This window comes from Nitrosomonas sp. (assembly GCA_031316255.1).
Classification (GTDB): Bacteria; Pseudomonadota; Gammaproteobacteria; order Burkholderiales; family Nitrosomonadaceae; genus Nitrosomonas.
In genome coordinates this window covers 1516015-1529274 of record JALDQW010000001.1, presented here as the reverse complement: position 1 = coordinate 1529274, position 13260 = coordinate 1516015, and the positions used below count along the sequence as shown (strand labels likewise).

Sequence of the window (13260 nt, the reverse complement as noted above, 5' to 3'; positions counted from 1 at the left end):
TTTATTCCGTTCTATTTGTTAGTGTTTATCAGTTCCAAGCTGCAGCGGTTTACTGTGATATAACAGCAAATACTTAATATAACCACAGGGTCAAGATTGCAAAAATTCCGACTATCATTGTAAACGCGTAGTGGTAGATATATCCGGTCTGGAATCGTCTAACCAGCGTGGCAATCCAACCGACCAGCCTGGCTGATCCATTAACGATCAATCCATCGATTAGTTTAATATCCCCGAACTTCCATAGTCCCGTACCAAGCGCCCTTGAACCGCCTGCGAATAGCCACGAATACAATTCATCAATGTAGTATTTACGATCCAGTATTGTATATATCGGACCACACGCCTTTTTAATCTTGCCAGGAATATCGGTTCTGACTGTATACAAAAACCAGGCCGTAAAAATACCCGCGACAGATAACCAGAAAGGCGCGGTTGTCAGCGCATGAACCATCATGCCGCCTACACCCGTGAATTCGGCGCCAAGCTTTTCAATCGCTGCATGCTCAGGCAGTACGTGTATGACATTATTGAAATAATCACCAAATACTATTGGCCCAATAAACCATCCCGCCCCAACCGTGGGGATAGCCAGTATCACCAGTGGCAGCGTCACAACCCACGGCGATTCATGCAAATGCGCCTTGGTATGTTCGTCCATGCGCGGTTGCCCATGAAAAGTCAGGAACAACAATCTAAACGTATAGAGTGCTGTGACAAATACAGTCGTCAGTACACAGAAGTACGCGAATCCCACACCGGGTATATCTGCAAACCCTACGGCTTCAATAATGGCATCTTTTGAAAAGAAACCTGAGAAACCGGGTACGCCTGCACTGGCCAATGCCGCAATAAACATGGTCCAGTAGGTAATGGGCATATATTTTTTCAATCCACCCATTTTTTCCATATTCTGTTCATGGTGCATGGCAATAATCACAGAGCCTGCGCCAAGGAATAGCACTGCTTTGAAGAATGCATGCGTCATCAAATGGAAAATCGCGGCCGAATAAGCCGATGCACCGAGCGCCACCGTCATATAGCCTAGTTGTGACAACGTTGAGTAAGCGACTACACGTTTAATGTCATTTTGCACGACTGCGACAAGTGCCATGAACAGCGTTGTAATTCCGCCAACAACCAAAATCGTCGAAAGCGCAACATCTGACAATTCGAACAAAGGGGACATGCGCGCAACCATGAAAATTCCGGCAGTAACCATTGTTGCAGCGTGAATGAGGGCTGAAATAGGTGTGGGGCCTTCCATTGAATCCGGCAACCAGACATGTAACGGAAACTGCGCAGATTTACCCATTGCACCGATAAACAGCAAAATACAAATCACAGTAATAACCAACCAGGATGTACCCGGTATTAATTCAATCGTTTGTCCCGCAACATCCGGTGCCTGCTCAAACACAGTGGCGTAGTCCAGTGTACCAAAATAGACTAATACCAGCGCAATACCCAGTAAAAAGCCGAAATCGCCGACTCTGTTTACCAGAAATGCCTTCATATTGGCGTAAATTGCTGTCGGCCGTGTATACCAGAAGCCAATCAATAAATACGATACCAGCCCGACCGCTTCCCAACCAAAAAACAGCTGCAGGAAGTTATTCGACATAACCAGCATCATCATCGAAAAGGTAAACAATGAAATATAACTGAAGAAACGTTGATAGCCCGGATCGCCATGCATATAACCGATGGTATAAATATGCACCATGAGCGAAACCAAGCTGACCACAACCATCATAGTTGCAGATAATTGATCAATCAGAAAACCAATTTCAAAGCTTGTGTTTCCGGTTACCAACCATGTATATACAGTACCGTTGAATACATTGCCGTCCAGTACATCCTTAAAAATAATCAGGGATGCTATAAAGGAAACAAAGACCAACGAAATGGTTACGCGATGGCTCCATACTGTGCCAAGATAGCGGCCAAATAACCCGGCTGCGATAGCACCGACCAGCGGCGCTATCGGAACCAGTAAATAAAGTGTTTGCATCTCAATCTACTTATTTAAATGTCAGTTATAATTTTCTTATTCAAATAGAAATTGTTCTAGCCTTTCAATTTGTCCAGATCATCTACATTAATCGTACGCAAATTCCGGAATAACACGACCAGTATTGCCAAACCGATTGCTGCTTCTGCCGCAGCAACGGTTAGGATAAAAAATACAAATACCTGTCCGGATATATCCTGCAGATAATGTGAAAATGCAACAAAATTCATATTCACAGCCAGTAGCATCAACTCAATTGACATCAGTATGATAATGACATTTTTTCTGTTGAGAAAAATGCCTACAATACCTATTGCAAATAAAATTGCCCCAAGCACCAGATAATGAGATAACGATACCAAGTAACTACCTCTTTTAAATTCAAATTGTTATAACAATCGCGCAGATTTACGAATTCTTTTTATCTGCAGGCATTGAAACTATACGTAAGCGGTCTTGTTTTTTAACGCTGACTTGTTTCGCAATATCAAGCGATTTTTTATCTTCCCGTTGACGCAATGTCAGCGCAATTGCTGCAACCATTGCCACCAGCAGCAAAACCGCCGCCAGCTCGAATGCATAAACATACTCTGTATAAAGCACCCGACCTAATTCTTTGGTATTACTGTAATCAGCGGCTTTGGGTTCCGGTGCCGGCATTTCTGCCAAGCTAAAGTGATTGCCAAACATGATCATCGCAATTTCAACAACCATTACCAGCGCAACCACTCCCCCCAAGGGAAACCACTTCCAGAAACCTTCGCGCAACTTATCCAGATTAATATCCAGCATCATTACGACGAATAAAAAAAGCACCATGACTGCCCCGACATAAACCAGAACCAGTGTGATGGCAAGAAACTCAGCTTCCAGTAATAACCATAGTCCCGCACAGGTTACAAAAGCCAGAACCAACAGCAAAGCGGAATAAACCGGGTTGCGTACAGTTATCACGCCTAGCGCCGAAGCGATAAGCACTGCAGAAAAAAAATAAAAAATGATGTCCTGAAAATTCATTCGTATTTACCAGCGTGTATCATCGATAAGGCGCATCCGCTTCTCTATCCTTGGCAATCTGTTCCTCATAACGATCTCCAATGGCAAGCAGCATCTCTTTGGTGTAAATTAAATCGCCACGTTTTTCACCGTGATATTCAAGGATACGTGTTTCAACAATCGAGTCGACAGGGCAGGATTCTTCACAAAATCCACAGAATATACATTTAGCGAGATCGATATCATATCGTGTTGTTCTTCTTGTACCATCCTCGCGCTGTTCTGAATCAATGGTAATTGCCATAGCCGGACACACCGCTTCACAGAGCTTGCATGCAATACAACGCTCTTCTCCGTTCGGATAACGTCTCAGCGCATGCAGCCCGCGAAAACGTGGCGACTGAGGTGTTTTTTCTTCAGGATAATGTACGGTTATTTTGGGCTTAAACAGATATCGCCCAGTAACCATCATTCCCTTCCATAATTCCAGCAACAGAAAAGTGCTAAAAAACTTTTTGATTCGATTCATAATACGTTCTCTTTTTAGAACCAAAGATTGAATGGAAAATCATTCCGAACAGATTCTGGCAGCTGCATAATCAGTCCCAGTACAACTATCCAAACCAGCGTTATTGGAATGAATACTTTCCAACCCAGTCTCATAATCTGGTCATAGCGATATCTTGGGAATGTCGCACGGAACCAAAGAAAAAAGAATAACAAGAATGCTATTTTTAACAATAACCAGATAAAACCTGGAATCATATTGAGTGGCGCAATATCCAGAGGTGGCAACCACCCGCCAAGAAACATCAGTGCAGTTAATGTTGCAACCAGTATCATGTTGGCATATTCAGCCAGAAAAAATACCGTAAACGCCATTCCCGAATAATCGACGTGAAAACCCGCAACAATTTCCGATTCACCCTCAGCCACATCAAATGGCGCCCGGTTTGTCTCCGCCACACCGGATATAAAATAAACCAGAAACATGGGAAACAATGGAATCAAATACCAGTGCAGCATACTGCCACCTTGCTGACCATTAACGATATCGCCCAGGTTCAGACTTTGCGACATCATGAGCACACACACCAGCGCAAAGCCCATCGCAAGTTCGTAGGAAACTACCTGCGCTGCTGAACGCATCGCACCTAAAAAAGCATATTTTGAATTAGACGCCCAGCCCGCGATGATCACACCGTAAATACCCATTGATGTCATTGCCAATATATAAAGCAAACCTGCATTAATATCAGCCAATACCAGTTCAGCAGAAAACGGCACTACTGCCCATGCTGCCAGAGCGGGCATTATGGTCAAGATCGGCGCCAATATAAACAGAAACTTGTTTGCACCTGTCGGAATAACAATTTCTTTCATTAACGCCTTCACGGCATCAGCTATCGGCTGCCCCCATCCGCGTAACCAGGGTATCCCAAAGAAAGTAACGCGATTGGGACCCACGCGTATTTGCATATAAGCTATGATCTTACGCTCGGCAAAAGTCAAATAGGCTACGCCAAGCAGCAATGGAACGACAATGGCAAAAATAAATGTCACATTTGTCGCAAGCGAAAACAACATGGAACCCCATTCCGTTCCAAAAAACTGTTCAAACAGTTGTTGTATAGATTCCATCAAAAATCTCAATCCTTAGCATTACAATTTTTCTACCAATATTTCCCCGAAGAGTGCGCCCAGTTTGGAAGTTTTGGAATGTGCGCAGGGAATTCGTACACAATTAGCAGGTAATTTGTCATCACAGACAACTTGCAGTATTGCAACCTCATCGCCCTGTTTGATGCTGACTTGATCCCCAGTGGTGACACCTATTTTTTCCATTAATTCAGAAGTCATCCACGCAGCAATCGAGACTGCATCCCGAGTTTCCTGCAAAGACTGGGCTCGCCGAACAATTGGATCAGCCATATAAATGGGCACTTCTCCGATACGGTATATCGCGTTTTCACTATTCGTTTCCAGACTAAATACCGAACTTCTTAGGTTATTACTCAGATATTTACCGAGTTCGGTGCCTTCCGAGAAAATTTCATCACGAATCTGTTCGGAGGTTTCGTAGTTGAAATTATCCAAATTCAGTAAATTAGCCATGACTCGCAGTACTTTCCATGCAGGCCTGGCTTCTCCCAGTGGCGCAACAACGCCATTAAAACTCTGAACACGCCCTTCGGTATTGACAAATGTTCCCGATGTCTCAGTAAATGGAGCAATGGGTAGCAATACATCAGCATATTCCTGCGCACGACCCTGATATGCACTCAGCGATACTACAAAATCGGATGATGCTACGGTTTTCAACGACTGCTGTGCATTATAGGTATCGCATTCCGGCTCAACATTCATCAAAATGAGTCCGCGGCATTTATTATCCATAGCACCTTGCAACATTTGTACGGCATTTAAGCCAGTCGGCGCATGTTGAAATAAGCTAACTGTCGCAGAAATGCCCGTCATATCCGGCACGGCGCCTGCCATATAAGCGCCAACACTATTGGCCGCTTCTCCCAGAATACCAAAGCTTGCTCCGGTAATCTCCGCAATTGCACTTGATAGCACATGAATTTTCGTATAATCTGGATGGTGCCGCGCGATATTTCCCAAATAGACTGCCGCAGGCGCATTGTCTATCAAGCTGGCAGCAATTGCGCTCGCATTTTCGCCGACCTGTATCGATGCTAATAATCCGCCCAGTGCTTCCGGTTGCCCGACGTCCTTGATTTCTATCGCTGCTTTTAGAATTTCTGCTAACGTTCTTGCAATCGTTTCCGGAGCTACAATGGCTTTGTTACTAATCCTTGTCAATAAATCATCATCGACAGGATTTACAATATTCAGTTGTGCACCTGTCTTCACAGCCTGTCTGATTCGCTGCGCGATTAACGGATGGTCTTTACGTAAAGTGCTGCCCACAATCAGAATTGATTTCAATTCCGAAATTGCCGCAATACTGGTTCCTAGCCAAGGTATGCCACGTAATTGTTTATCTGCACTAAAATCGGATTGACGCAGGCGATGATCGATATTTCCGCTTCCCAGTCCACGCATCAATTTTTGCAGCAGATACAATTCTTCTGTCGTGCTATGTGCAGAACCTAGCGCGCCCAGCGCTTGAGCGCCAAAATTTTCTTTGATTTCGATGAGCTTATTCGCCGTAAATTCCAAAGCCTCTTGCCATCCACATTCCTTCCACTGACCATCTTGCTTGATCATCGGCTGCGTTAAACGGTCTTCTGAATTCAATCCTTCGTAGGAAAAACGATCTTTATCTGACAACCAGCACTCATTGATTGCTTCGTTATCTCGTGGAAGTACTCGCATCACCCGGTCATGTTTAACCTGAACGATTAAATTAGATCCTAAACCACAATGCGGGCTAATTGATTTTCTGCGGGACAGCTCCCAGGTTCGCGCGGAATAACGGAACGGCTTGCTCACCAATGCGCCGACCGGGCAAAGATCTATCACATTACCCGACAATTCAGAATCTATGGTTTTACCGACAAAAGACAGTATTTCTGAATGTTCGCCACGCCCGGCCATGCCGAGTTCCATAATACCTGCAATTTCCTGACCAAAACGGACACAACGCGTACAGTGTATGCAACGCGTCATATCGGTGGAAATTAAAGGACCAAGATTTTTATTGGCGACGACACGTTTTGCTTCCTGATAACGCGAGCCACTTGCACCATAACCAACCGCCAGATCTTGTAATTGACACTCACCACCTTGGTCGCAAATAGGACAATCCAATGGATGGTTGATCAATAAGAATTCCATGACGCCTTTTTGTGCCGTCACGGCCTGTTTCGAATGGGTATATACTTTCATACCATCCATAACTGGCGTTGCACATGCCGGCAATGGCTTTGGTGCTTTTTCCACCTGCACCAGGCACATACGACAATTCGCCGCTATGGATAATTTTTTGTGATAGCAAAAATGCGGAATATAGACTCCGACCTCCTTGGCACCATCCATGATGGTACTTCCTTTAGGTACAGATACTTGTTTCCCGTCGATTTCAATATTGACCATCGGCTAAAATTCTTGTTATTAAAAGTTTCTAAAATAGAAAAAGTGTTCACTTATCTACTTATAAATTAACTGAGCGTGTCGCCTAAACATTTACACCATGCATTTCTTATGTTCAATATGATAGGCAAATTCATCTCTAAAATGCTGAATCATGGCGCGTACCGGCATCGCAGCAGCATCACCTAACGCACAAATCGTTCTTCCCTGAATATTATCTGCGATATCATCCAGTAAATCGAGATCTTCCTGACGCCCTTTTCCATGCTCAATACGATGGACGATCCGGTAAAGCCATCCTGTTCCTTCCCGACACGGCGTACATTGACCGCAGGATTCCTCAAAATAAAAATAGGATAAACGTTCAAGCGCTCTAACCATGCAAGTTGTTTCATCCATAATGATAACTGCGCCTGATCCCAGCATGGAGCCGGCCTTTGCGATGGAATCATAATCCATATCTGTTGCCATCATGATATCGCCTGGCAACACAGGCATTGATGAACCACCAGGTATACAACCTTTCAGCTTGCGGCCACCACGCATGCCACCGGCAAGCTCAAGCAGCTCGGCAAATGGTGTCCCGAGCGGAATTTCGTAATTGCCCGGTTTATTGACATGACCGGAAACAGAGAAAATCTTGGTGCCGCCATTATTGGGCTTGCCCAATTTCAGATATTGCTCGCCTCCATTACGAATAATCCAGGGAACCGACGCAAATGTTTCTGTATTGTTTATGGTTGTTGGTTTTCCATAAAGACCATAATTTGCCGGAAAAGGCGGTTTAAAGCGTGGCTGCCCCTTTTTACCTTCTATGGATTCAAGCAGCGCCGTCTCTTCACCACAAATATACGCGCCATACCCATGGTGATTATAAAGTTGAAAACTGAAAGATGATCCCAGTATACTATTTCCAAGATAGCCAGCTGCTCGCGCTTCCTCAACCGCTTCTTCCATGCGCTCATAGGTCGCCCATATTTCACCATGGATGTAATTATAGCCCGCTTTTGCACCCATTGCATATGCGGCTATGATCATACCTTCGATCAAAAGATGCGGGTTATAGTGCAAAATATCACGGTCTTTAAAAGTACCGGGTTCTCCTTCATCAGAATTACAAACGATATATTTATCGCCCTGATAATCCTTGGGCATAAAACTCCATTTTAAGCCGGTCGGAAATCCCGCACCACCTCGCCCACGCAGCGCCGATTTTTTGACCTCTTCGATAATTTCTTCCGGCGGAATCTTATTAGACAGAATTCTTCTAAGAGCTGCGTAACCCTCGCGTCTTAAATAGCTGCTCAGACGCCAATTGTCGGGATCTGACGGATCTACGCCATTGAGCAATGTAAGTGGATACTGTTTCATTTTTTTAATTCCTCCAACATTTCATCTATTTTTTCGTTGGACATGAAACTGCACATGCGCCTGTTGTTAACCAGCATTACCGGCGCATCTCCGCAAGCACCCATACACTCGCCTTCCTTCAACGTAAACTTCCCATCAGGTGTTGTTTGATTAAATCCTATTCCCAATTTTTGTTTAAGGTGGTCAGCCGCTTGATTTCCCCCGGATAATGCACAGGGCAAATTCGTACAGACTGTTATTTTGTACTGACCGACCGGTTCAAGGTCGTACATATTGTAGAATGTAGCAACTTCATATACCGCTATGGGCGGCATACCCAGGTAGTCTGCAACAAAATCCATTGTTTCATTTGCCAACCATCCTTTTTCATTCTGAGCAATTGCCAAAGCCGACATCACTGCGGATTGCTTTTTGTCAGCAGGATATTTCGCTATTTCGCGGTCTATTTTTTCTAAGGATTCAGCGCTTAACATCTCAATTATCTATCTATTTCACCAAATACTATATCTTGTGTGCCGATGATTGCCACCACATCAGCGATCATATGCCCGCGCGACATCTCATCCATTGCCGCCAGATGCGCAAAACCAGGCGCACGGATTTTCAGGCGATAAGGCTTGTTCGCACCATTTGATACCAAATAGATACCGAACTCTCCTTTAGGGTGTTCAACACCAACATAGGCCTCTCCTGTCGGCACGTGAAAACCTTCTGAGAACAATTTGAAATGATGTATCATTTCTTCCATATTCTGTTTCATATCCACACGCGACGGCGGCGCAATCTTGTGATTATCAGTAATTACCGGCCCCGGATTCTTGCGTAACCAATCAACACACTGTTTGATAATACGATTGGACTGACGGAATTCTTCCATACGCACCAAATAGCGGTCATAGCAGTCGCCATTGACACCAACCGGAATGTCAAAATCCACCCGGTCATAAACCTCATAAGGTTGTTTTTTTCGCAAATCCCACTCCACCCCCGATCCCCGCAACATCGGTCCGGTAAAACCAAGCGCTTTGGCGCGCTCAGGTGACACCACACCGACATCAACAAGCCGCTGCTTCCAGATACGATTATCTGTCAACAAGGTCTCGTATTCATCGACGTAAGCCGGAAAACGTTCGGTAAAATCCTCAATGAAATCCAGTAGCGAACCTTCTCTGGCTTGATTTCTTATTTTTGTTTGTTTCTCATTGTGTATTTTTGAAGATTGATATTGCGGCATGGTGTCAGGTAAATCGCGATACACCCCACCCGGCCTGTAATAAGCAGCATGCAATCTCGCTCCGGATACTGCCTCATAGCAATCCATAAGGTCTTCTCTTTCACGAAACGCATAGAGAAACATGGTCATTGCTCCAACATCCAGTGCATGCGCACCAATCCACAGCAAATGATTCAAGATCCGCGTGATCTCGTCAAACATGACGCGAATATATTGCGCCCTGATTGGGACATCTACCTCCAGCAGTTTCTCGATAGCCATCACATAAGCATGTTCATTGACCATCATTGAAACGTAGTCCAACCGGTCCATGTAGGGAACGGATTGCAGATAGGTTTTGTTTTCTGCGAGTTTCTCGGTTGCGCGATGCAATAATCCGATATGCGGATCGGCGCGCCGCACCACCTCCCCATCCAATTCCAACACCAATCGCAGCACTCCATGCGCAGCTGGATGCTGAGGTCCAAAATTCATGGTGTAATTTCTTATTTCTGCCATTTCTTGTTTTTAGATATTCAAATTTTTATCATTCAAGCACAACGCTATTCCGTATGACTATCGCCATAGTTTTTCTCACGAATAACATGCGGCGTTATTTCACGTGGCTCTATGCTGACCGGCTGATAAATGACTCGTTTTTGTTCTTCATCGTAGCGCATTTCAACGTATCCTGATATCGGAAAATCCTTACGAAACGGATTACCCACAAATCCATAGTCAGTAAGTATTCTTCTTAAATCCGAATGTCCAGCAAAAACAACTCCGTAAAGATCGAAGGCTTCACGCTCAAACCAGTTTGCAACCGGCCAGATATCCATTACAGAATCAACTACCGGAAATTCATTATCTTCCGCAAATACTTTCATTCTCAGTCGCTGATTGAGGTTCACTGAAAGCAAATGATAAACGACTGCAAACCGCCTGCCATCCGATTGACCCAACGCATTCGAATTATCCCCATAGGTCGAGTAATCGACACCACACAAATCTATCAGTGTATCGAAACTTAAATCTTTATGATCTCGCAAGATTTCGCTCACCGAACAGACATCTTTGGCATGAACCACAATTGTCAGTTCATCAAACAATTGATGCTTGCTCACCAGACGATCAGCCAGAATATTTGTCAGCGCTTCAACCAATACTTGTTGTTGATCTGTATTCATGCCCCTACCTACCGCGCAATCGTGTTGGTACGGTGAATCTTGTTTTGCAACTGTATAATGCCATAGAGCAACGCCTCAGCAGTTGGCGGGCATCCCGGAACATAAATATCAACCGGTACAATGCGGTCACACCCGCGCACCACAGAGTATGAATAATGGTAATAACCACCACCATTTGCACATGAACCCATAGAGATTACCCAGCGCGGTTCAGCCATCTGATCGTATACTTTTCTAAGCGCAGGGGCCATTTTATTGCACAACGTACCCGCAACTATCATCACATCTGACTGCCTCGGACTTGGCCGAAACACAATACCGAAACGATCAAGATCGTAACGCGAGGCACCTGTTTGCATCATTTCCACGGCACAGCAGGCCAAGCCAAATGTCATCGGCCACATCGACCCGGTCCGTCCCCAATTAATTACCGAATCCAGGTTTGTTGTTATAAAGCCTTTTTCCAAGGCGCCTTCAATACTCATAACCTTAATCCCACTCCAATGCGCCACGCACCCATTCGTACACGAAACCCACCACTAGTATGCCAAGAAACACCATCATTGCGACAAAACCAAATAATCCTATTTCGTCAAGCACGATCGCCCAGGGAAATAGAAACGCGATTTCCAAGTCAAATAAAATAAACAATATCGCAACAAGATAATAGCGCACATCGAATTTCATCCGCGCATCTTCAAACGCTTCAAAACCGCATTCGTACGCAGATAACTTTTCTTTATCTGGACGATTGGGCGCCATCATCCACCCGCCGATCATGCAACCGGCGCCAACTACAAACCCTATAATCAGGAATAATAAAATCGGAAAATAATTTTCAAGCATAGCTATATTTTACTGTATAAATTGACAGTCTGAAGATGTTTATTTAAAAAGAGACGATATGAAGATACCAACCATTCACTTGGTGCCGACGGCGAGACTCGAACTCGCACAGCTTTCGCCACCGCCCCCTCAAGACGGCGTGTCTACCAATTCCACCACGTCGGCGGCTCGACTATATTTACGTCAAGGTATTAAAATACCCTTTATACATTCCTAATCCGGTATCTGGTTTGCTTTCGATGCACCTTCACTTTCGGAAATGCTCGGGGCAACCACTTCCTCAGCATCTGATTCTAGATTGAGTTGTTCTGACGGTGTGGCATCTTGATTTTCTTCAATTTCACCCATCAAACTCATCACGCCCAGATCTTCTGATTGATTCATCGAAAGATAAGTCAAACTCATGCTGGTCACAAAAAAAATTGCAGCAACTATTCCTGTTGTTCTACTTAAAAAAGTCGCTGAACCACTTGCACCAAATAAACTTCCTGCCGATCCGCTGCCAAAGGCAGCACCCATATCAGCACCTTTACCATGTTGCAGTAATACTAGCACGATTAATACCACCGCTAATATTACATGAATAGACCAAACCAAAGTTTCCAACGTGTAACTCCAATAAATTTAACTTTGTATTGCCTTGCAAATAGCAATAAATTCATCTGCGATCAGCGATGCGCCACCAATCAAACCACCGTCAATATCGGACATTGCAAAAAGCTCAGCAGCATTATTTGCTTTTACACTGCCGCCATACAATATCGTCAAGTTAGCAGCAACTTCCGAATTCTGTTTAGCAATGCCTTGCCTTATAAAGCGATGTATATCTTGAGCCTGTTGAGGCGTGGCTGTCTTGCCCGTTCCAATCGCCCAAACCGGTTCGTAAGCAACAACCGCCTTTGCCAACGAATCAACGCCTGCCGATGTTATCACTGCACTTAATTGCTCATCGATTACCTGCTCAGTTGTACCCGAATCCCGCTGCTCCAGTGTTTCACCGACACACAATATAGGCGTCAGGCCTGCTTTTTGTGCAGCGACATATTTCTCAGCGACGACTTGACTGCTTTCACCATAAAACATTCTTCTTTCTGAGTGACCTACTATTGCGTAAGTGCAATCAAAATCATTCAACATTGCAGCCGATACTTCTCCAGTGAAAGCGCCTTTTTCATGTTGACTGACATTCTGCGCACCCCATTTTATTTTTGTGTCTTCTAGTTTAGACTGCGCAAAAGCCAAGTAAGGATAGGGTACACAAACTGCATAACTGGCATCAGTTCCCAGCACTGAAATTCCAGCAACCATTGCACTTAATAGTGCATCATTTTCTTTAAGGTTACCATGCATTTTCCAGTTACCAGCTACCAGTTTTTCTCGCATTTTTTAAATTCCTTGCTTTCTCAAAAGGGGCGATGCTACCTCTGATTGACCAACTAGTCAATCTCATCGCAAGTTACAGGCATTTCAACAAAGCCATAAATATTAACAAAAAACGCCAAATTATCAGCTGCTTGGAAACGCTCGAATGAAGCAGAACAGTCTGTTTATAGACCTTTATCAGCTTTAAATGT

Annotated in this window: 14 protein-coding genes and 1 tRNA gene; all 15 read right to left on the bottom strand. The window is 44.4% G+C overall.

Features of this window, described 5'->3' with window-relative positions; genetic code table 11:
- Positions 1–73: 73 nt before the first annotated feature.
- Entirely contained in the window at positions 74–2014 is a 1941-nt protein-coding gene (gene nuoL, locus MRK00_06915) for an NADH-quinone oxidoreductase subunit L (GenBank protein MDR4517101.1), read from the bottom strand.
- A 56-nt stretch (positions 2015–2070) separates the two neighbouring features.
- A complete protein-coding gene (nuoK, locus tag MRK00_06910) occupies positions 2071–2376 on the bottom strand; it encodes an NADH-quinone oxidoreductase subunit NuoK (protein MDR4517100.1) in 306 nt (101 codons plus the stop codon).
- Between the two features lie 46 nt (positions 2377–2422).
- Positions 2423–3031, bottom strand: a complete 609-nt coding sequence (locus MRK00_06905) for an NADH-quinone oxidoreductase subunit J (GenBank protein ID MDR4517099.1) — start codon at positions 3029–3031, stop codon at positions 2423–2425.
- A 19-nt stretch (positions 3032–3050) separates the two neighbouring features.
- A complete protein-coding gene (gene nuoI, locus MRK00_06900) occupies positions 3051–3539 on the bottom strand; it encodes an NADH-quinone oxidoreductase subunit NuoI (GenBank protein ID MDR4517098.1) in 489 nt (162 codons plus the stop codon).
- Positions 3540–3553: 14 nt separating this feature from the next.
- Entirely contained in the window at positions 3554–4651 is a 1098-nt protein-coding gene (nuoH, locus tag MRK00_06895; GenBank protein MDR4517097.1) for an NADH-quinone oxidoreductase subunit NuoH, read from the bottom strand.
- A gap of 21 nt (positions 4652–4672) precedes the next feature.
- Complete coding sequence (gene nuoG, locus MRK00_06890) at positions 4673–7072, bottom strand: NADH-quinone oxidoreductase subunit NuoG (GenBank protein MDR4517096.1); 2400 nt, start codon at positions 7070–7072, stop codon at positions 4673–4675.
- Between the two features lie 90 nt (positions 7073–7162).
- Entirely contained in the window at positions 7163–8440 is a 1278-nt protein-coding gene (gene nuoF / locus MRK00_06885) for an NADH-quinone oxidoreductase subunit NuoF (protein ID MDR4517095.1), read from the bottom strand.
- On the bottom strand, positions 8437–8913 hold the full coding sequence (gene nuoE, locus MRK00_06880; GenBank protein ID MDR4517094.1) for an NADH-quinone oxidoreductase subunit NuoE: 477 nt from the start codon (positions 8911–8913) through the stop codon (positions 8437–8439). Before nuoE ends, nuoF begins: the two co-directional genes overlap by 4 nt.
- 5 nt (positions 8914–8918) lie before the next feature.
- Positions 8919–10172, bottom strand: a complete 1254-nt coding sequence (locus MRK00_06875) for an NADH-quinone oxidoreductase subunit D (protein ID MDR4517093.1) — start codon at positions 10170–10172, stop codon at positions 8919–8921.
- Between the two features lie 44 nt (positions 10173–10216).
- Positions 10217–10840 carry an NADH-quinone oxidoreductase subunit C gene (locus MRK00_06870; protein ID MDR4517092.1) on the bottom strand — a complete coding sequence of 208 codons (624 nt, stop codon included), beginning with the start codon at positions 10838–10840 and terminating at the stop codon, positions 10217–10219.
- Between the two features lie 8 nt (positions 10841–10848).
- Complete coding sequence (locus MRK00_06865) at positions 10849–11325, bottom strand: NADH-quinone oxidoreductase subunit B (GenBank protein ID MDR4517091.1); 477 nt, start codon at positions 11323–11325, stop codon at positions 10849–10851.
- A gap of 4 nt (positions 11326–11329) precedes the next feature.
- On the bottom strand, positions 11330–11686 hold the full coding sequence (locus tag MRK00_06860) for an NADH-quinone oxidoreductase subunit A (protein ID MDR4517090.1): 357 nt from the start codon (positions 11684–11686) through the stop codon (positions 11330–11332).
- A gap of 80 nt (positions 11687–11766) precedes the next feature.
- Positions 11767–11851, bottom strand: a tRNA-Leu gene (locus MRK00_06855).
- Between the two features lie 48 nt (positions 11852–11899).
- Entirely contained in the window at positions 11900–12292 is a 393-nt protein-coding gene (gene secG / locus MRK00_06850) for a preprotein translocase subunit SecG (GenBank protein MDR4517089.1), read from the bottom strand.
- 18 nt (positions 12293–12310) lie between these two features.
- Entirely contained in the window at positions 12311–13069 is a 759-nt protein-coding gene (gene tpiA, locus MRK00_06845; GenBank protein MDR4517088.1) for a triose-phosphate isomerase, read from the bottom strand.
- Between the last annotated feature and the right edge of the window lie 191 nt (positions 13070–13260).

Coding starts and splice junctions, on each gene's coding strand:
- nuoI (MDR4517098.1), bottom strand. CDS start 3,539: ATGAATCGAATCAAAAAGTTTTTTAGCACTTTTCTGTTGCTGGAATTA.
- MRK00_06860 (MDR4517090.1), bottom strand. CDS start 11,686: ATGCTTGAAAATTATTTTCCGATTTTATTATTCCTGATTATAGGGTTT.
- tpiA (MDR4517088.1), bottom strand. CDS start 13,069: ATGCGAGAAAAACTGGTAGCTGGTAACTGGAAAATGCATGGTAACCTT.
- MRK00_06865 (MDR4517091.1), bottom strand. CDS start 11,325: ATGAGTATTGAAGGCGCCTTGGAAAAAGGCTTTATAACAACAAACCTG.
- MRK00_06870 (MDR4517092.1), bottom strand. CDS start 10,840: ATGAATACAGATCAACAACAAGTATTGGTTGAAGCGCTGACAAATATT.
- nuoE (MDR4517094.1), bottom strand. CDS start 8,913: ATGTTAAGCGCTGAATCCTTAGAAAAAATAGACCGCGAAATAGCGAAA.
- nuoH (MDR4517097.1), bottom strand. CDS start 4,651: ATGGAATCTATACAACAACTGTTTGAACAGTTTTTTGGAACGGAATGG.
- nuoL (MDR4517101.1), bottom strand. CDS start 2,014: ATGCAAACACTTTATTTACTGGTTCCGATAGCGCCGCTGGTCGGTGCT.
- MRK00_06875 (MDR4517093.1), bottom strand. CDS start 10,172: ATGGCAGAAATAAGAAATTACACCATGAATTTTGGACCTCAGCATCCA.
- nuoF (MDR4517095.1), bottom strand. CDS start 8,440: ATGAAACAGTATCCACTTACATTGCTCAATGGCGTAGATCCGTCAGAT.
- MRK00_06905 (MDR4517099.1), bottom strand. CDS start 3,031: ATGAATTTTCAGGACATCATTTTTTATTTTTTTTCTGCAGTGCTTATC.
- nuoG (MDR4517096.1), bottom strand. CDS start 7,072: ATGGTCAATATTGAAATCGACGGGAAACAAGTATCTGTACCTAAAGGA.